Genomic DNA, 18354 nt, shown 5'->3' with positions numbered 1-18354 from the left:
CCACCATGGCCGACCGGCCCGGCAACGACCAGCCAGGCGAAGGCCGGCCCCAGGCCCTGCGCCTGTGGGGCGGCCGCTTCGAGGGCGGCCCCGACCAGGCGCTGGCCCGGCTGTCGCTGAGCACCCACTTCGACTGGCGGCTCGCCCGGCACGACATCGCCGGCTCGCGCGCCCACGCCCGCGCCCTGCACCGGGCGGGGCTGCTCACCGACGACGAGCTCGACGGCATGATCGAGGGCCTGGACCGCCTGGAGGCCGACGTCGCCTCCGGGGCCTTCACCCCCGTCCTGGAGGACGAGGACGTGCACACCGCGCTGGAGCGCGGATTCATCGAGCGCGTCGGCGCCGACCTGGGCGGGCGCCTGCGCGCCGGGCGCTCGCGCAACGACCAGATCGCCACCCTGGTGCGGATGTACCTGCGGGAGGAGGCGCGCGCCATCGCCGACCAGCTCCTGGACCTGGTCGGCGCGCTCGCCGACCAGGCCGCCGCGCACCCCGGGGCGGCCATGCCCGGCCGCACCCACCTCCAGCACGCCCAGCCGGTGCTGCTGGCCCACCACCTCATGGCGCACGCCTGGCCGCTCATGCGCGACGTCGAGCGGCTGCTCGACTGGGACCGGCGCGCCGCGGTGTCCGCCTACGGATCGGGCGCGCTGGCGGGGTCCTCGCTGGGCCTGGACCCGCGCGCGGTGGCCGCGGAGCTCGGCTTCCCCGAGTCGGTCGACAACTCCATCGACGGCACCGCCGCCCGCGACGTCGTCGCCGAGTTCTCCTTCATCACCGCGATGATCGGCGTCGACCTCTCCCGGCTGTCGGAGGAGGTCATCCTCTGGGCGACCAAGGAGTTCTCCTTCGTGACCCTGGACGACGCCTTCTCCACGGGCTCCTCGATCATGCCCCAGAAGAAGAACCCCGACGTCGCCGAACTCGCGCGCGGCAAGGCGGGCCGCCTGATCGGCGACCTCACCGGCCTGCTGAGCACCCTCAAGGGGCTCCCCCTCGCCTACAACCGCGACCTGCAGGAGGACAAGGAGCCGGTCTTCGACGCCGTCGACAGCCTCCACCTGCTGCTGCCCGCGATGACCGGAATGGTCGCCACCCTGACCTTCCACACCGACCGCATGGCCGAACTGGCGCCGCAGGGCTTCTCCCTGGCCACCGACATCGCCGAGTGGCTCGTCCGCGAGCGCGTGCCCTTCCGGGACGCGCACGAGATCGCCGGCACCTGCGTGCGGGTGTGCGAGGAGCGCGGCATCGACCTGCCGGACTTGACTGACGAGGACTTCGCGGCCATCTCCCCGCACCTGACCCCGGCCGTGCGCGAGGTGCTCACCGTCGAGGGCTCCCTGGCCTCCCGCTCCGGGCGCGGCGGCACCGCGCCGGTGCGCGTGGCCGAGCAGCTCGAACGGCTGCGCGCGGGCGCCGCCGAGTACCGCAAGGCGTTCGGCTAGGGCGTGTGTGGTGGATGCTGCCCGTCGCGAGCGGTGCAGCCAGTGGTGCTCTCGCGAGGCCGAAGAGGGAGTCAGGGTGGTTCCCCTGTCGACTGATGAGAACGCGGCGGGAGTGCCGCTGGGGCGACGCGCAGCAGGGCGAGTATCTCCCATGCACGTCCTAGGAGCGTCCCCCGGCTCACGGCACGGCCACCGCACAGGCGCGCACCCCGCGGAGGGGTGCGCGCCTGTCGCGTCGCGGAGGCGTGCCTGAAGGCCCGGGACCCGCTCCCTGCTCCGGCTCCCCTTGGGTTCCGGTCACGTGGACGCCCCTCGCACGCGTGCGCCGCGCCCGCCCCGACGGCCATGTCGGGCATGTCCGCGCCGGGCACGCCCTCATTTCGCCAATCCCCCCGCACCCGCGCCGGGAGTGCGATAGCGTCCAGAACCTGCGGGCACCACGTGGCCTCTCCTGCGCGTACCGTGACAGTCCGCGCCACGGCCACGGCGACCGGCGCTCGCGACCAGTCCGTGGGAGGAACGCAATGGCGCAGCCGGGGGGCAACAGGCGCGGCATCAGAGCCCAGCTCAACCGGATCGTGCTGATCCCCAGCATCACCTTCCTGGTGCTGTTCGTCGTCATCAGCGCGGCCACACTGGCCCAGGCCGTCTCGCTGCGCGCCGCGCTGAGCGAGGGCCGGGCCGGGATCGAGCTCGCCGCACTGCTGACGCTGCTCCAGGAGGAACGCCGGGTCGGCGCGGAGTACCTGGCCGCCCCCTCCGGCGACCACCGCGACGCGCTGGCCGAGGCGGGCACGAACACCGACCTCGCCGTCGACGACCTGCGGTCCCTGGCCGACGACCTCGGCGACCAGGACGACCCCGCCACCGGTCCGCTGGCCGACGACTTCCTCGACTCCCTGCGGGCCGCCGGGGAACTGCGCGCGGACAACCTCGCCGCCCCCGGGGACACCGACGCCACCCTGCTGGCCTACACGACCGCCATCCACCAGGGCATCCGCCTCTACGCCGGCACCGCACGCGCCCTCGACGACGGGACCGCCTCCGCCGAGGCCTCCGCCACCACCGACCTGATGTGGGCGCAGGAGAGCTTCAGCCACGCCGACGCCGTCGTCGCCTCCGTCCTGGCCCGGGACGAACTCACCCGCGCCGACCAGACCGAGATCGCCGCGCTGACCGCCGACGCCCGCCACCGGGTCGAGACCGTCCACACCGGTGACACAGCGCCGGCCGCCGAGGTCGACCCGGCCGATCCGACCGGCCAGGCCGACACCGACGGGGCGGAGGAGGCCGGCGAGGGCCCCACGCCCGTCACCCTCGCCGCGGGCGCGCCCTGGCAGGACGCCCTGGCCATGGCGGCCACCCTGGCCCGCCACGAGGCCGAGGTGTCCGTGGACCCGGTCACCGGCGACCTGGAGCGCGGCTCCGCGCCGCCCGACGGCCTCGACGACTGGCGCGCGGCGGCCGACGCGGTCAACGCCGACCTGAGCGCCATCACCGCCGACCGGGCCGCCTCCGTCGTGGACGCCACCGACTCCGCCAGCACCTGGATGTTCTCGCTGGCGCTCGGCGGCGGCATCACCTCGCTCTTCGCGGGCACCGTCGCCTACGGCGTGGCCGCGCACTCGGTCGGCCGGCTCACCTACCGGCTGGCACGGCTGCGCGCCGACACCCTGGGCACCGCCCGCACCGACCTGCCGCGCATCGTGCGCAGGCTGGAGGCGGGCGAGAGCGTCGACCTGGACACCGAGATGAAGCAGCTCGACCACGGCGACGACGAGGTCGGACAGGTCGCCGACGCCTTCAACATCGCCCAGCGCACCGCCGTCGGCGCCGCAGTCAAGCAGGCCGACATCCGGGCGGGCGTCAGCCGCGTCTTCCTCGGCATCGCCCACCGCAACCAGTCGCTCGTCCAACGGCAGATCCAGCTCCTGGACCGCGTGGAGCGCGAGGAGGAGGACCCCGACCTCCTGGAGAGCCTCTTCCAGCTCGACCACCTGGCCACCCGCGGACGCCGCCACGCCGAGAACCTCATCATCCTCGGCGGTGCCCAGCCCGGCCGCCGCTGGCGCCACCCCATCCCGATCGTCGACATCCTGCGCGGCGCCATCTCCGAGACGGAGGAGTACGCCCGCGTCCGGCTGGTCTCGGTCCCCGACCTGTCGCTGTCCGGAGCCGTGGTCGCCGACGTCATCCACATGATCGCCGAGCTGGTCGAGAACGCCACCGCCTACTCGCCGCCGCACACCGAGGTCACCATCGTCACCGAGACCGTGCCCAAGGGCGTGGCCGTCGAGATCGAGGACCGCGGCCTGGGCATGGCCGAGGACGCCCTGGCCAGGGCGAACACCACGCTCAGCGAGGCTCCCGAGTTCGACGTCATGGTGCCGGGCACCGACGCCCAGCTCGGCCTGTTCGTCGTCGCCCGCCTCGCCGCCAAGCACGACATCCAGGTGCAGCTGCGCCCCTCGCCCTACGGGGGGACGCGCGCGGCCGTGCTCATTCCCTCCGCGCTCGTGGCCGCCCAGCCCGGACCCGGCACCGAGCGCCCCCGCATCGCGGCCCTGGCACGCCAGGACCTGCTCGACCAGCGGGTCTCCCGTGAGGAGCGCTCCACGCGCCGGGCCCGGGACGTCCTGGCCCCGGACGACACCCCGCGCGGCTCGCGCGCGCTGCTGCGCCCGGTGCCCGCCCCCGGCGAGGACGGCCCCGTCGTGCGGCGCCGCCCCGCCCCCCTCCTGCGCCAGGTCCCCGACCTCACCGTCGACACCGGCGCCCACTCCCTCCCCGACTTCGCGGATCCCCCCGGCGACGCCGACGCCTCCTCCGCCGCCGCGGACCCTCCTGGCGCCGCCGCCCCCTCCGCCACCGCCGACACCCCCACGGCACCGCGGGAGACCCCCGAGACCACACTCCCCGGCAGGGTCGGCGCCCGACCGGACCGGCCCGGGCTGCCGCGCCGCAGACGCCAGGCGAGCCTGGCACCCCAGCTCAAGCACGACGCCGAGACGCGGGTACCGGCCGGCCCGGACCCGCGGGAGCGGACGGCCGCCACCGAGCGCAGTCCGGAGGACGCGCGCCGGATGATGGACGCGTTCAGCGCCGGTACCAGGAGGGGGCGCGCGGCCGACGCCGAGGAGACCGGACGGGAGTACAGCAGTGACCAGGTCGGTGCCAGCACCGACGACCGCAGGGGAGAGAGCGACTGAGATGGTGGGAATGAGCGGGGCCGCGGACAACCTTGACTGGCTCCTGGACGACCTGGTGGACCGGGTCGTGGGAGCCGCACACGCGATCGTCCTGTCGTCGGACGGCCTGCTCCTGGGCGGTTCGCGAGGGCTTTCCGCACAGGACGCCGAACACCTGTCGGCGGTGGCGTCGGCCTTCCAGAGCCTGGCACGGGGGACCGGGCGCCACTTCGGCGGAGGCGAGGTCCGCCAGACCGTGGTCGAGATGGAGCACTCCTATCTCTTCGTCACCGCCGCGGGCACGGGGGCCTGCCTGGCGGTGCTGGCCACCGAGGACGCCGACGTGGGGCTGGTCGCCTACGAGATGAACCTGCGCGTCAAACGCGTGGGCCAGTTCCTCACGGCCGCGCCTCGGCGCGCGGGCCATCTCACCGCCATGGGCGGGGCGGGGTCGTGAACCCCTGGGATCGGCCGGGAACCGCCTGGGCCGGAGCGGCGGAGGCGGCGGGGGGCGCGGCGCGCGAGCACCCCGCGCCCTTCCGGCGCCGCGGCGGGGGCCACCCCAGCTCCGAGGGGCCCGCCGCGGGCCTGGCGCGGGGGGACGGGCCCTCCGAGCCGCTCGTGCGCCCCTACACCCTGACCAGGGGACGGACGCGGCCCCGGTCCGCGGGCCCGGCCCTGGACATGATCACGATCGTGGTGGCCGCCGGGGACCGGGAGGAACACCACCTGGAACCGGAGTACAAGGAGATCCTGCGGCTGTGCCACCGGCCGATCTCCGTCGCGGAGGTCTCCGCCCGGCTGGACATGCCCCTGACGGTCGTCAAGGTGCTCCTGGGCGACCTCGTCGCCGAGGGCGACGTACGCACGCGGGCGGCCGTGCCCGTGACCCGACTCCCCGAGAAGAAAGTACTTCAGGCGGTACTCGATGGCATCCGCAGACTCTGAGACCGGCCGGGGAACGCCGGAGGCGATCCCGCAGGCCGTCAAGATCATCGTCGCCGGGGGATTCGGCGCCGGCAAGACCACCCTGGTGGCCTCGGTCAGCGAGATCACCCCGTTGAGCACGGAGGAGGTGATGACCGAGGCCAGCTACGGGGTGGACGACCTGGGCGGGGTGGAGAGCAAGAGCACCACCACCGTCGCGCTCGACTTCGGCCGGATCACGATCAACGACGACATCGTCCTCTACCTCTTCGGCACACCGGGGCAGGACCGGTTCTGGTTCATGTGGGACGAACTCGCCGCCGGAGCCCTGGGCGCCGTCGTCCTGGCCGACACCCGCCGGCTGGACACGTGCTTCCACGCGGTCGACTTCTTCGAGCGCCAGGGGCTGCCGTTCGTCGTCGCGGTCAACCGGTTCGACGGCTCGGAGCCCTACGAGGCCGCCGAGGTGCGCGAGGCGCTCGACATCCCCGCCGCGGTGCCGGTCGTGATGGCCGACGCCCGTGACCGCGACTCCTGCCGCGACGTGCTGGTGGAACTGGTCACCCACGTCATCCGCAGCCGGAGCCCCGCCATGACGGGATGACCCGCGCCGGGTGGTGCCCCGCCGCCGCTCCGGGGCGGTACCCGGGTATACGTTCGGGGGATGCGCCCGGAAATGTGGTGTTGAACGCTACAATGTCGCGGCAGTGACCAAAGCTGTGAACTGGGCACCCCATCCGCCTCTCATCTGAATCCTGGTATGCGAAACTCTGATCGACTTCCTCCACGTGAACTGCCCAAGCGGCGTTCGGGCCGACACCGCAACCCCCTGTCGTTCGACAACTGGTTCGGGACGCCCGCACTGATCATGGCGGTCCCGGGCACGGCCGAACAGGCCAGGGACGCCGACGGTGGGTCGATCGGTGGGCGCATGGCCGACCTGGTGCGGGCCTACCGCCCCGAGGTCACCATCCGCCACGGCCACATCGAGGGTGACGAGCAGACCCTGGACGAGGCCCTGGCCGGGCTGGAGCGGTCCGACGGCCGCCCTCTGGCCGGAGTGGTCGTCCCCCTGGTCACCGCGCCGCACGCCGCGATGTCCGCCGCGATCGACGCGGCGGTCTCCCGGGCCGGCGCCGACGTACGCGTCACCGAGGGCCTGGGCCCGCACCCGATGCTCGCCGAGGTCCTGCACCTGCGCCTGGCCGAGGCCGGGTTCGTCCGGGCCGACCGGATGCGCCTGATCAGCGTGGTGGCGCGCAACAACACCATGGCGGACGGCGTCGTCGTGGGCGCGGTCGGCGGTGAGGCCGCCGCCGGTGCCGCCGGTGTGTCCGCGGTGCTGCTGGCCGCCCGCCTCGGCCTGACCGTGCTGCCCGCCGACCTGGAGAACCCGGCCGCCGTCGAGCAGGTCCTGGGCCAGCTGCGGCAGGGCGGCTGCCAGCGGCCGGTCATCGCGCCCAGCGCGCTGGGCCCGGAGCTGCGCGCCGCGGAGCTGGAGGACCTGGCCGCGCGGTTCGGCGCCCGTCTGGGCGCCCCGCTGGGCGCCGACAGCCTGCTGGGCAAAATCGCCGCCCTGCGCTACGCCGAGGTGCTGAACTCGCTCGGCGTGGAGCAGCCGCCGACCGCGGAGGAGCTTCCGGCGCCCGTGGGCTCCCGCCACCGGCCGGAGTCCTGAGAAGGCGACACGCCGACTCCCCACGCCATCGAGGGCCGCCCGTTCCACGGGCGGCCCTTCGTGTCGTGGCCGGACGACCTGCGCGTTCGACACCGCGTCGATGTCGCGTAACACACGGTGCGCCGGTTTCGTCTCCCCTGACGGATAACTACTTGTGATTGTTTGACAGCGTAAGGCAATGTTTTTTCGATAGCCTCGTCACGACCACGAGCCTCCGGGCCTCCTTCCGAGGACGTCCGGCACCCGCTCAGGCTGGAGGGGCCATGCGCAGAAACCGCGACCACGCGTCCACGATCCGCGGTCAGCTCACCCGCATCGTGCTGATTCCGAGCCTGTGCTTCCTCGCACTCTGGCTCGTCGTGGCGGCCGTCGGCACCGTGCGGGCGGTCCAACTCATGGGCGATGTCGAACGTGCCGCCGAGGGCACGGCGATCTTCTCCAGGGCCGCGACCGAACTGCGGAACGAACGCCGCGACACCCTGGTCCACATGGGCCGGAGCGAGAACGAGGGCGCCGGCGACGAGGCCGACGCCGGCCTGCGGGAACAGCGCGAGAGCACCGACGCGGCCCTGGCCGAGGCGGTCGACCTCGCCGAACGGCTGCGCGGAGCCCAGGACGACGAGGTCGATCGCAGCGCGGCCGCCGTCGCCGCCGCGCCCGAGGCCCTGGCCGAGGTACGGGACCTCGTCGACGACCTCGCCCTCGACCGGGGGGAGGCGCTCCTGCGCTACGGGGACCTGATCGGCGGCACCCGGTCCGCCATCACCGCCCTGGTCCACACCACCGACGGCGGAGAGAACCTCACCGACGCGGTCCTGACGCGCGAACTCATGGGCGCCCACGCCGACTACTCCACGGCCGACGCGCTGCTGGCCGGGGTGATCGCCAGCGGCGAGATGAGCTACGAGGAGACCGCGCACTTCACCTACCTCACCGCCTCCTACCGCTCCACGCTCTCCACGGTCGCCCCGACCCTGCACCCGTCGCTCCAGCGGCGCTACGAGGCGATGACCGGCCGCGAGGAGTGGTCGCGGGCGGAACAGCTCAGCCGCCAGGTCGTCACCCGGACCCCGATCGTCGACCGCGACCCCGACGACGGCCCGCCGCCCCTCGGGGAGCCCGACGCCGAGTGGAACACGGAGGTGGGCGTCGGCGCCGCCGCGTGGGACGAGTCCTCGGCCGACGCGGCGCGGAGCCTGGACTCGCTCGCCCGGTCCCAGGCCGAGCGCACCGTCGACCTGGCCCGGAGCGCCGCGCTGCTGCGCGTGGCCCTCGGAGTGGCCGCCGCGGTCGCCACGCTCGCCGGCGGTGTGGCCGCCATCGCCGTGGTCGGCCGCTCCTCGCGCCGCCTGACCGACCGCCTCCTGCGGCTGCGCTCCCAGATCCTGGACCGCGACGACGACCTGCCCGACATCGTCGACCGGGCCCAGCGGGGACAGAAGGTCGACGTCCAGGAGGAGCTGCCCCCGCTCGACGACATCGGCAGGGACGAGATCGGGCAGGTCGCGGAGGCGTTCGACTCCGCCCAGCTGACCGCCGTCGAGGCGGCCGTGCGCCAGGCCGAGATCCGCCGCGGCGCCAACCGCGCCTACCTGGGCATCGCCTTCCGCAACCAGAACCTCGTCCAGCGCCAGCTGCGCCTGCTCGACGAGATCGAGTACAACGAGCAGGACCCCGAGGCGCTGCGCCGGCTCTTCCGGCTCGACCACCTGGCCACCCGGGCGCGGCGCTACGCCGACAACCTCATCATCCTGGGCGGCGGCCAGTCCGTGCGCCGGTGGCGCCAGCCGCGCCCGCTCGTGGACGTCCTGCGCGCGGCCATCGCCGAGACCGAGGACTTCGACCGGGTCCGCCTGACCTCCGCGCCCCGCGTCCTCATGCACGGCCAGGCGGTCGCCGACGTCGTCCACCTGCTCGCCGAACTGGTGGAGAACGCCACCCAGTTCTCCCCGGCGGGCGCGCCGGTGGACGTCAGCTGCGCCCCGGTGGTCGGCGGGCTGACCGTGGAGGTGGAGGACCGCGGCCTGGGGATGTCCGAGCACGGCTACGCGGCCGCCGAGCGCACGCTCACCCAGCCGCCGGAGTTCGACGTGATGGAACTGCCGGAGGACCCCCGCCTGGGCCTGTTCGTGGTGGCCCGGCTGGCCGAGCGGCACGGTATCCGCGTGTGGCTGAGGCCCTCGTCCTACGGCGGCACCCGGGCCACGGCGCTGCTGCCGGAGTCCCTGCTCGAACCGGTGGAGAGCCCGCTCGCGGTCCCCGTCACGGGCCCGGGCGGCGGCCCGGAACCGTCGGACGGACGGCCGCACCCGCAGGCGCCCGTGTCGACCGAGCCCCCCAGCGGCCCGCGGATCTCCGTCCACGGCCCTCCCGCCGACCGTCCGGGCGACCGCGGAGCGGTCACGGGACCGCAGCCGCACGTGGGTCCCGGCCCTGAGGGGGCGGGCGCGTTCGGGCCGACGGACGACCGCGCGGCGCCGGGGACCGGTCCGCAGCGTCCGCTGTCGGTGACGGGTCCGCAGCAGGGCGTGGGTCCTGGTGTCTCCGGGGACCGGGGCGGGTTCGGGTCGTCGGGTGATCGTTCGGAGTCGGTCACAGGCCCTCAGCAGCAGTTGGGCTTCGTCGGTGATGGTGGTCCCGGGAGTGCCGAGTACGCGGGTCGTCCGGGCGGAGCGCCGTCCGGCGGGTCGGTGACGGGTCCTCAACAGCAGATGGGCTTTGCCGGTGATGGTGGTCCTGGGAGTGCTGAGAACTGGGACCGCCCGGGCGGAACGCCGTCCGGAGGGTCGGTCACGGGTCCCCAACAGGGGATCGGGCCCGGCATGGACGGTGCCGGTTCGGAGTACACCGGTCGTTCGGGTGCGTCGTCGGGGGTGTCGGTCACGGGTCCGCAGCCGCACGTGGGTCCTGGTGTCTCCGGGGACTGGGGCGGGTCCGGGGCGTCGGCCGACCGCGCGGTGCCGGGGACCGATCCGCAGCGGCCGGTGTCGGTGACGGGTCCTCCGTGGCCGGGGGCTCCCGGACACGGCTCCCTCCCTGGACCGGAGCACCGCGACCGGGTGGCCGGTGCCCCCGAGGCGCCCGTGACCGGACCGCAGTGGCCGGTCGTGCCCGACCCGGACGGTCCCGTCGGCCAGGGGGACCCCGGCCGGCCTCCCTGGCAGGGTGACCGGCCCGCTCCCGTACGGCCGTGGGGCGGGGAGGGCGCCCCGGCACCGGGCCCCGCGCACACCGCTCACCAGCGCGACCTCGATGCGCTGGTCGCGCTCTCGCAGCCCCAGCCCGCCAGGGCCCGCGGTCGGCACCAGCCCCCGCAGGGCCCGGCGCACGCCGCGTGGCCGGGCGACGGGCCGCCTCCGGCGTCCGTCAGCGGCCCCCAGGCACCTGTGCCGCACCACGGTCCTCCCGGTCCCGAGGGGACGGCACCTCCTCCGGTGCCGCATCGGGGGCCCGACCCGTCCGCCGACACCCGGGCGCCACTGCCCAAACGGGTGTCTCCGGCCTCCGGGCCGCCCACCGGCGCGCGACCGGTCGACGCGCGGCCCGGCTCCGGGCCTTCGAGCCGACCGAACGAGCCACAGGATTCGTCGGATCCCGCACGCCCGCGGCAGGAGCACCCGAACCCGGCCGACGCACCGGGGGCGTCCTGGCCCACCCCGCCCGACGGCTTCGGCCGCGTCCTCGCTCCCGACACGCCTCCGGAGGCGCACGATGAGAGGTGACGGCGCGCACGCCCGGCCGATGGTCGGCCACGTCCCCGATCCGCCGTCCACGGTGGGGCCCCGGTTCCCGGAACCGCCCACGGCCGCCGACGAGGAGACGGAGCGGTTCCTGCGCCCCTACGCCGTGGACGCCGGAACCGCCGATCGTCCCACGGACGACCCGGTCGAGCACGAGGACGACCTGGACATGCTCACCCTGCTCGTCGCCGCCCGGCTGCCCGGCGAGCGCGAAGTACTCCGCCCCGAACGGGAGACCATCCTGCTGCGCGCGGTGCGCGCCCGCACGCTCGCCGAACTCGCGGCGGAGCTGCGGCTGCCGTTCAGTCAGGTCAGGAGCATCGTCGCCCACATGATCGCCGATGGATCCCTCCAACGCTGCGGGCCCTCCCGGCCGCTGGAGCGCCAGGACATCCTGCACGCGGTGCTGGTGGGCCTGCGCTCGCTGTGATCCCGCGCCGCCCGAACCCGGGGCCCGGGCCCGGCCCGGCATCGGCCTGCCGAGCCCGGTCCAGGCAGGCCGACCGCCCCGGTCGACCGTGCCCCGACCGCCGTGGACGGCCCCCGGGTTGCTAGCGTGCGCCCCATGCGCAGCAGCGAACACATCGGCGTCGTCGGCGCGGGCATCGTCGGCCTCGCCCTGGCCCGCCGACTCCTCCTCCAACGCCCCGGCATCCGCGTCACCGTTCTGGAGAAGGAGGACCGGGTCGCCGCCCACCAGACCGGACACAACAGCGGAGTCGTCCACGCCGGCCTCTACTACAAGCCCGGATCCCTCAAGGCCACCCTGTGCCGCCGCGGCGTCGGTCTGCTGCGCGAGTACTGCGCCGAGTACGGACTGCCCTACGAGGAGGCGGGCAAGGTCGTCGTCGCCCTCGACGCGGAGGAGGAGGCCCGGCTGGACGGCCTCGGACGCCGGGCAGAGGAGAACGGCGTCCCCGGCCTCACCCGGCTCGGACCCGAGGGCCTGCGCGACATCGAGCCCCACGCCGCGGGTGTCGCCGCCCTCCACTCGCCCACGACCGCCATCACCGACTTCGTGGCCGTGGCCGAACAGCTCGCCGACGACGTGCGCCGCTCGGGCGGACGCGTCCTGCTCAACACCCCGGTCCTGGACCTGCGCCAACAGGACGACGGCGTGCGCGTCCTGACCGGCGACCCGCGCGGCGAACGGCACATCCACCGCTTCGACCGGCTCGTGGCCTGCGCCGGCCTGCACAGCGACCTGCTCGCCGGCATGGCGGGCGCCGGACCGGACCCGCGCGTCGTCCCCTTCCGCGGGCACTACCACGAACTCGTCCCCGAACGCCGCCACCTCGTGCGGGGCCTGATCTACCCGGTGCCCGACCCCCAGTACCCCTTCCTGGGCGTGCACCTGACGCGGCACGTCCACGGGGAGGTCATGGCCGGACCCAACGCCGTGCTCGCCACGGCGCGCGAGGGCTACCGCTTCCGCGACCTGGAGCGGGGCGAGTTCGCCCAGACCCTCGCCTGGCCGGGCTTCTGGCGGCTGGCGCGTCGGCACTGGAGCACCGGGATCCGCGAGTCCCTGGTCTCCGCGTCGCGGACGGCGTTCGCCCGGCAGGCGCGGCGGCTGCTGCCGGAGATCACCGGTGCGGACCTGCGTCCGGCGCAGGCGGGCGTACGGGCCCAGGCCCTGGGGCGCGACGGCTCCCTGATCGACGACTTCCGGGTGGACGCCCACGGCCGCGTGGTGTGCGTGCGCAACGCGCCCTCGCCCGCGGCGACCTCCGCGCTCGCCATCGCCGAGTACCTCGCCGACACCCACGTACCGCCCCGCTGAGGTGTGTCGGAGCAGGGTTGTCCACAGGCTGGAGCCCACTCTGGTACTGGCCTGCGACTCCGCGGACCATGGAAGGCAGGTGGTCCGGGAGGGGCCCGCGACCACCGTCGGGGGTGACCATGTTCGTTGTCCGGTGGGCCATGGTGGCGTTGGCCACCGCGCTCGTGTTCGTACTCACGGCGGCCGCGGTCGCCACCGACCCGCGAGGGGGAGAGTTGGACGGCTTCGCCATCGGGCACCTGCCCGACCAGATCGACGATCGGACCGAGGTCGCGGACTTCGCCTACGAATGGGAGGACGTGTCCTTCTCCACGCGCGTGTGGGAGCGGAGCCTGGAGGGCGGGGGAGCGCAGGTCGTCCTCCAGGTCCTCGTCCTGCGGGGCTCGCGGCTCACCGACCTGTCCGCCGTGCGGGCCTTCCTCACGGAGTACCACGAGCGCTCGCCGGACACCTGGGACCTCAGCGAGTTCGACAACAACGGGGTCGAGGGCCTGCACGGCGAGACGGAGGCCTTCTGGTGTCCCGAGGCGGGCGTGGCGGTGGAGGTGCGTGATGCCTTCGGTCTCCTCGGCACGGACGAACTCCTGGCCACCGCCCGTGGGATTCGGCCGGAGTGACCGGGAGACGTGTCGGCTCCGGTCCTCAGCGGCCGGGGCCGGTTCGGGGTGCTCCGCCGTGGACTCTCCGGGCCGGGCCGGCGCGTCCCGTTCCGGCGCCGCGCGGTGACGTCCCGTGCCCTCTGGCGCCGTCGGGGTGCGGTCACCGCCGGCCGGTCACGGGGTTCGCGACCGGCTCGGCGGTGACCGGGGGACTCAGCAGCCGGACAGGACCTCGCGCAGTGTCGCCTCCTCGTCGGGGTCCACGGTCAGGTCCCACTCGTGCTTGACCTCGATCCACGCCGCGACGTAGTCACAGTGGAAGTCCTCGCTCGGCGGCATCCAGTCGGAGGGGTCGGAATCGCTCTTGGACCGGTTGCTGGACGCGCTCACCGCCCACAGTTGGGGCGAGCGCTCCAGGTCGTTGGCGAACTGCTCCCGCTGGTCGGTGCTCCAGGAGTGCGCGCCCGAGCGCCAGCCCTCCTTGAGCGGCACCATGTGGTCGATGTCCAGGTCACCGGAGTCGGTGAAGCTCTCACCGTCGTAGACGCTGTTCCAGGTGCCCGAGACCGCCCGGCACTCGTCGTCGGCCTCCACGTCCTGGCCGTCGCGGGCCAGGACCGTCTCCCGGGCGTTGCACGCGCCCTCGACCGTGCTCCAGTGCGGGAACAACGCCCGGTCGTACCCGGGCGGGTCGTTCTCGTCCTCGATCCGGATCTCGTCCAACCACGCCGCTACCTGGTCGGTGTCGGAGGACGAGGCCGCGGCGTCGTTGGACCGGGCGTCGCCGCCGGAGGTGTCCAGGCCCTCCAGATCGATGACGCCCAACTGATAGAGGACGAACGCGGCGACGGCGAGGACACCGACCACGGTGGCGGCGAGGCTCGTGCCTCTGGCTGAGGGTTTCTTGGGCATGGAGGACTCCAACACTGCTGTTCGATCCGCGCGGGCGGGGGCCGTTCCGGCACCCCAAGCTTGGACCATGACCGCCGGTCACCGAAATCGCGCCCGGGGGCAGGGCCTCGTCACCGCGCCGAATCCCTGGGCAGGTGGTGTCCGAGACCAGTGATCCCGCCAGTGGCGGGCGGTTCCCCTCCCGCTCCTCACCGCTCGGCCGCCAGGGGAAGGAGCGCGTGCGCGGAGCGGGGCGGTCGGCTGGGTGGGACGGCGGGCGGTGGCCGCCGGGCCGTCGGGCGGGGACGGCGCTACGGCCGCGGCCCTCCTCCTGCCGCCCTCGTCCGGCCGCCCTCGTCCTGTCGGTCGCGGCCGTCTTCCGGCCGCTTCCCGGCCCCGTCCTCGCGTCCCGTCGGCGGCGGCCGTTCTCCGACCGTCCTGGAGGGCGGGGCGCCGGTCGGCCTCAGCCGTCTCCGGTCCGCGCCGCGACATCGGCCCAGCCCTCGAAGGCGCGGACGAACCCCTCCACGAGCAGTCCGTAGCTCTCGTCCAGGTCCTCGGGCAGCCTGAACCCGCCGTTGGCCTCCAGATGGACGAACCCGTGCAGTCCACTGCGCAGCGCCCGGATCGCGTGCACCGCCTGATCGTCCCCGATCCCGAAGCCGCGCAGCACGGCCGCCAGCACCGAGACCGGACCGGCCGCGACCCGCTGGGCCTCCTCGTCGTCGGGACGCGGGGCCTGCTGGAGGGCGGCGTAGCGCCCGGGGTGGGCGCGGGCGTAACCGCGGTAGGCGTCGGCCGCCGCCCTCAGGGCGGGAGCCCCCGACCGTCCGACCGTCGCCCCGCGCAGCGCCTCGGCCAGTTCGGCCATGCCCAGGAGGGCCACGTCCCGGCGCAGGGCCGTTAACCCGTCGACGTGCTTGTACAGGCTGGGCGCGGCCACGCCCACCCGCTTGGCGAGCGAGGCCAGGGTCAGGGCGTCGAACCCCTCCTCGTCGCACAACCGCGCGGCCTCCTCCGCCACCACACGCGGGGTGAGTCCTGCCCTAGGCATCGGCGTCGACCTCCGCGATCAGCCGCAGTACGCCGGCGGCGACGACGCCGGGCCTCTGGGACTGCGGGTAGTGCCCGCACTCGGGGACCATCTCGACCGTGCCGTCGATCACCGAGGCCACCCACTCCGCCTCCGCGCGCGGGTCCGGCCAGTCGGGGTCCTGTTCGCCCACCATGACCAGGGCCTCGGCCCGGAGGCCGGGCGCGGTCAGGACCTGCTCGTTGGGTCCGAAGATGGTCGCCCGCACCGCCCGTAGGCGGTCGGCCGGTCGCAGCATCGCCAGGACGCGGGCCTTCTGCTCCCGGTGCCCCTCCGGGACGCGCCCCTTGTGGAGGCTGTCGTAGAGGGCGGCCAGGGTCCAGGGCGCCCAGGGCCGGGCCACCATGAGCCGCTGGAGGAGCGTCATGGCGGGGCTCGTCGGGCGGGTGCGCAGGAAGGGGCCGAGCAGGGTGATACCCGCGACGAGGTCGGGGCGCTCCAACGCGGCGATGGTGACGGCGGCTCCACCGAAGGAGTTGCCCACCATGACCACGTCGCGGCCGTCGAGTTCCTCGGCGAGGGCGATCGCGTCGGTGGCGGCGGCGCGGTTGGTGTAGGCCTCGAACGCGGCGTCGCTGTCACCGTGCCCCCGCAGGTCCATCACGGCCACCCGGTGCCCGGCGTCGGCCAGCCGCTCGGCCACGAAGCGGAAGGAGGCGCGGTGGTCGAACATGCCCGGAACGCAGACCACCAGCCTTCCGCTGTTCTCGGGTCCGGAGAGGTCGTAGGCGATCCGGCCGTGGGGTCGGTCGAGGTAGTGCATCAGGGCCTCCTCGGCTCTAGCTAATGCTGATAGCCAAAAAGCTATGCCCATTAGCCAAAGGCGTCAAGGCCTCGTCGCCGACACGTGCGGACGGCGCTCGGCTTCCGCCTTCGCCCGAGGTGCACGTGTGACCAGCGTTCGGGGCAGCCGATAGCGTGGAGGGAAACCGGGTGATCCGCCGTGGCCGCCCGCCTAGACTGCCAGGCAGACCGGGCCACGGGCCCGCCTACACGACAGAGAGCAACACAGTGACCGACATCATCGACGAACTCCAGTGGCGCGGCCTGGTCGCGCAGACGACCGACATTGACGCACTCCGCAAGTCGCTCGCCGATGGTCCGATCACCCTGTATTGCGGATTCGACCCCACGGCGGGCAGCCTCCACGTCGGTCACCTCACCCAGATCCTCACCCTGGCCCGATTCCAGCAGGCGGGGCACCGCCCGATCGCCCTGGTCGGCGGTGGGACCGGACTCATCGGCGACCCCAAGCCGTCGGCCGAACGGCAGATGAACTCGGTGGACACGGTCGAGGGATGGGTCGCCACCCTGGCCGGACAGCTGTCACGCTTCCTGCGCTTCACCCCGGAGGGCGAGCAGGCGGCGCCGACCGACGCGATCCTCGCCAACAACCGCGAGTGGCTCGGCGAGATCAACGCCATCGAACTCCTGCGTGACGTGGGCAAGCACTTCAGCATCAATCAGATGCTCGCCCGCGAGACCGTGCGCAGCCGTCTCGACGGCGAGGGCATGAGCTACACGGAGTTCAGCTACGTGCTGCTGCAGTCCTACGACTACGTCCAGCTCTACCGGCGCTTCGGATGCACGCTGCAGACCGGCGGCTCGGACCAGTGGGGCAACATCACCGCCGGTCTGGACCTGGTCCGCCGGATGGACGGCAACCGGCCGCACGGACAGGCGCACGCGCTGACCACGAACCTGCTCACGAAGGCCGACGGCACCAAGTTCGGCAAGACCGAGACGGGAACCGTCTGGCTCGACCCCGACCTGACCTCGCCGTACGCCTTCTACCAGTTCTGGTTCAACGCCGACGACCGCGACGTCGTGCGCTACCTGAAGGTGTTCAGCTTCCTCGGCCAGTCCGAGATCGAGGACCTGGAGCGCCAGACACAGGAGCGCCCGCAGGCCCGTGCCGCCCAGCGCGCCCTGGCGGAGGGGCTCACCACACTGGTGCACGGCGAGGAGGAGTGCCGCAAGGCCATCGAGGCCAGCCTGGCCCTGTTCGGCCGTGCGGACCTGTCCGAGCTGGACGGGCGCACGCTGGACGCGGCCCTGGCGGAGGTGCCCAGGACCGAGCACGAGGGGTCGGTGGCGGACCTGCCGTCGGTCGCCGACCTGTTCGCCCAGTGCGGACTGACCCCGAGCAAGTCCGCCGCCCGCAGGGCCATCCAGGAGGGCGGTGCCTACGTGAACAACGTCAAGGTCACCGACGTGGAGGCGCGGGTGGGCAGCGAGGACGTGCTCCAGGAGCGCTTCGTCGTGCTGCGCAAGGGCAAGCGCAACATCGGTGGCGTCGTCCTCACGGGCTGACGCGAAACGAACGCCCGTCTGACGGGCCGGCGGGGGCGGGGTGCGCCCCGGGGGGCCGGCCCCCCCGGCCCGCCACGGCGGGGGTGGTTTTGGGTTGGTACCCGGGGGAGGAGACGCGACCGCCCTGCGAGGGGGCGGGGGGGGCGTGCTGGCGGGCCAGCGCCCCGGCCCCGCCGGCGTCAGGAGCCCGACGGCGTGCACGGACGCGACCGGGGTGTGCTTTGCCGTGGCTTGTGTGTTTCGAGGGGAGTCCCGGGGGAATGACGCTCGTTGGTAGACAACGAGAGCCGACGTGACCACGCGACCCTGGATCGCGCCCGTCGGGAGACCGAGAAGCCGCCCCACGGGGGCGCCGAGGTCCCGGACCGCGGGGACGGCCCCGCTCCGGGCTCTGATTTGACGTCTGCTCCCAGTCCGCCTAGAGTAGGTCGAGTCGCCACGGGACGGCGAGCGGCTCTTCGGGTCGACTCAGCACCGGACCGCGGTCGGGTGGAACGTCGTTCCGTCCGATTGTCCTGCGACACCTCGACTCTTTTCCGGCCTTACCGGTCCGAGCACTCATGCGGTTCGGGTAGGCTCGGGGAGTTGCTTCGAAAGCCGGGCGAATTCGCCGGGTCGGAGAAGCGGAACGGGCTTTACCCCGATCAATTGCTCCGAAACCGCCGATTTGGCGGGGCACGGAACACCTGAT

General features: G+C 73.8%; 14 protein-coding genes. 11 read left to right on the top strand and 3 right to left on the bottom strand.

Annotated features, from left to right (window positions below; translation table 11 throughout):
- Positions 1-5: 5 nt before the first annotated feature.
- The 10 genes from argH (at position 6) to ADL05_RS22240 (ending at position 13384) form a co-directional block, all read left to right on the top strand.
- Entirely contained in the window at positions 6-1451 is a 1446-nt protein-coding gene (gene argH / locus ADL05_RS22285; protein ID WP_053618951.1) for an argininosuccinate lyase, read from the top strand.
- 524 nt (positions 1452-1975) lie between these two features.
- The gene (locus tag ADL05_RS22280; RefSeq protein WP_053618950.1) at positions 1976-4660 is read left to right on the top strand and encodes a nitrate- and nitrite sensing domain-containing protein; all 2685 of its coding nucleotides are present in this window, start codon (positions 1976-1978) and stop codon (positions 4658-4660) included.
- Between the two features lies 1 nt (position 4661).
- Entirely contained in the window at positions 4662-5096 is a 435-nt protein-coding gene (locus ADL05_RS22275; RefSeq protein ID WP_053618949.1) for a roadblock/LC7 domain-containing protein, read from the top strand.
- On the top strand, positions 5093-5587 hold the full coding sequence (locus tag ADL05_RS22270) for a DUF742 domain-containing protein (protein ID WP_082376758.1): 495 nt from the start codon (positions 5093-5095) through the stop codon (positions 5585-5587). The genes ADL05_RS22275 and ADL05_RS22270 overlap by 4 nt, the downstream gene beginning before the upstream one ends.
- Entirely contained in the window at positions 5568-6170 is a 603-nt protein-coding gene (locus ADL05_RS22265; protein WP_053618948.1) for an ATP/GTP-binding protein, read from the top strand. Before ADL05_RS22270 ends, ADL05_RS22265 begins: the two co-directional genes overlap by 20 nt.
- Positions 6171-6326: 156 nt before the next feature.
- The gene (locus ADL05_RS22260) at positions 6327-7244 is read left to right on the top strand and encodes a sirohydrochlorin chelatase (protein ID WP_053618947.1); all 918 of its coding nucleotides are present in this window, start codon (positions 6327-6329) and stop codon (positions 7242-7244) included.
- 263 nt (positions 7245-7507) lie between these two features.
- Entirely contained in the window at positions 7508-10966 is a 3459-nt protein-coding gene (locus ADL05_RS30695) for a sensor histidine kinase (protein ID WP_156365970.1), read from the top strand.
- The gene (locus tag ADL05_RS22250; protein ID WP_053618946.1) at positions 10956-11414 is read left to right on the top strand and encodes a DUF742 domain-containing protein; all 459 of its coding nucleotides are present in this window, start codon (positions 10956-10958) and stop codon (positions 11412-11414) included. The genes ADL05_RS30695 and ADL05_RS22250 overlap by 11 nt, the downstream gene beginning before the upstream one ends.
- A 135-nt stretch (positions 11415-11549) precedes the next feature.
- Entirely contained in the window at positions 11550-12767 is a 1218-nt protein-coding gene (lhgO, locus tag ADL05_RS22245) for an L-2-hydroxyglutarate oxidase (protein WP_053618945.1), read from the top strand.
- A gap of 119 nt (positions 12768-12886) precedes the next feature.
- Complete coding sequence (locus tag ADL05_RS22240) at positions 12887-13384, top strand: hypothetical protein (protein ID WP_231640867.1); 498 nt, start codon at positions 12887-12889, stop codon at positions 13382-13384.
- A gap of 195 nt (positions 13385-13579) precedes the next feature.
- Here the strand turns inward: ADL05_RS22240 and ADL05_RS22235 are convergent, their stop codons facing one another.
- The 3 genes from ADL05_RS22235 to ADL05_RS22225 form a co-directional block, all read right to left on the bottom strand.
- Positions 13580-14278 carry an HNH endonuclease family protein gene (locus ADL05_RS22235; RefSeq protein WP_053618979.1) on the bottom strand — a complete coding sequence of 233 codons (699 nt, stop codon included), beginning with the start codon at positions 14276-14278 and terminating at the stop codon, positions 13580-13582.
- A 442-nt stretch (positions 14279-14720) separates the two neighbouring features.
- A complete protein-coding gene (locus ADL05_RS22230; protein ID WP_053618944.1) occupies positions 14721-15311 on the bottom strand; it encodes a TetR/AcrR family transcriptional regulator in 591 nt (196 codons plus the stop codon).
- Complete coding sequence (locus ADL05_RS22225) at positions 15304-16113, bottom strand: alpha/beta fold hydrolase (RefSeq protein ID WP_053618943.1); 810 nt, start codon at positions 16111-16113, stop codon at positions 15304-15306. The genes ADL05_RS22230 and ADL05_RS22225 overlap by 8 nt, the downstream gene beginning before the upstream one ends.
- A 248-nt stretch (positions 16114-16361) precedes the next feature.
- On the opposite strand from ADL05_RS22225, the gene tyrS reads away from it, so the two are divergent.
- The gene (gene tyrS / locus ADL05_RS22220; RefSeq protein WP_053618942.1) at positions 16362-17663 is read left to right on the top strand and encodes a tyrosine--tRNA ligase; all 1302 of its coding nucleotides are present in this window, start codon (positions 16362-16364) and stop codon (positions 17661-17663) included.
- Positions 17664-18354: the final 691 nt, after the last annotated feature.

The sequence above is a fragment of the Nocardiopsis sp. NRRL B-16309 genome (assembly GCF_001279585.1).
In the GTDB taxonomy this organism is placed as follows: Bacteria; Actinomycetota; Actinomycetes; order Streptosporangiales; family Streptosporangiaceae; genus Nocardiopsis.
Note: the sequence above shows the minus strand (reverse complement) of the source record. Positions and strands in the feature narration are given on the sequence as shown.

What these genes read in the sequence shown, in the direction of transcription:
- argH (WP_053618951.1), top strand. Translation starts at nt 6, where the DNA reads ATGGCCGACCGGCCCGGCAACGACCAGCCAGGCGAAGGCCGGCCCCAG.
- ADL05_RS22280 (WP_053618950.1), top strand. Translation starts at nt 1,976, where the DNA reads ATGGCGCAGCCGGGGGGCAACAGGCGCGGCATCAGAGCCCAGCTCAAC.
- ADL05_RS22275 (WP_053618949.1), top strand. Translation starts at nt 4,662, where the DNA reads ATGGTGGGAATGAGCGGGGCCGCGGACAACCTTGACTGGCTCCTGGAC.
- ADL05_RS22265 (WP_053618948.1), top strand. Translation starts at nt 5,568, where the DNA reads ATGGCATCCGCAGACTCTGAGACCGGCCGGGGAACGCCGGAGGCGATC.
- ADL05_RS22260 (WP_053618947.1), top strand. Translation starts at nt 6,327, where the DNA reads ATGCGAAACTCTGATCGACTTCCTCCACGTGAACTGCCCAAGCGGCGT.
- ADL05_RS30695 (WP_156365970.1), top strand. Translation starts at nt 7,508, where the DNA reads ATGCGCAGAAACCGCGACCACGCGTCCACGATCCGCGGTCAGCTCACC.
- ADL05_RS22250 (WP_053618946.1), top strand. Translation starts at nt 10,956, where the DNA reads ATGAGAGGTGACGGCGCGCACGCCCGGCCGATGGTCGGCCACGTCCCC.
- lhgO (WP_053618945.1), top strand. Translation starts at nt 11,550, where the DNA reads ATGCGCAGCAGCGAACACATCGGCGTCGTCGGCGCGGGCATCGTCGGC.
- ADL05_RS22240 (WP_231640867.1), top strand. Translation starts at nt 12,887, where the DNA reads ATGTTCGTTGTCCGGTGGGCCATGGTGGCGTTGGCCACCGCGCTCGTG.
- ADL05_RS22235 (WP_053618979.1), bottom strand. Translation starts at nt 14,278, where the DNA reads ATGCCCAAGAAACCCTCAGCCAGAGGCACGAGCCTCGCCGCCACCGTG.
- ADL05_RS22230 (WP_053618944.1), bottom strand. Translation starts at nt 15,311, where the DNA reads ATGCCTAGGGCAGGACTCACCCCGCGTGTGGTGGCGGAGGAGGCCGCG.
- ADL05_RS22225 (WP_053618943.1), bottom strand. Translation starts at nt 16,113, where the DNA reads ATGCACTACCTCGACCGACCCCACGGCCGGATCGCCTACGACCTCTCC.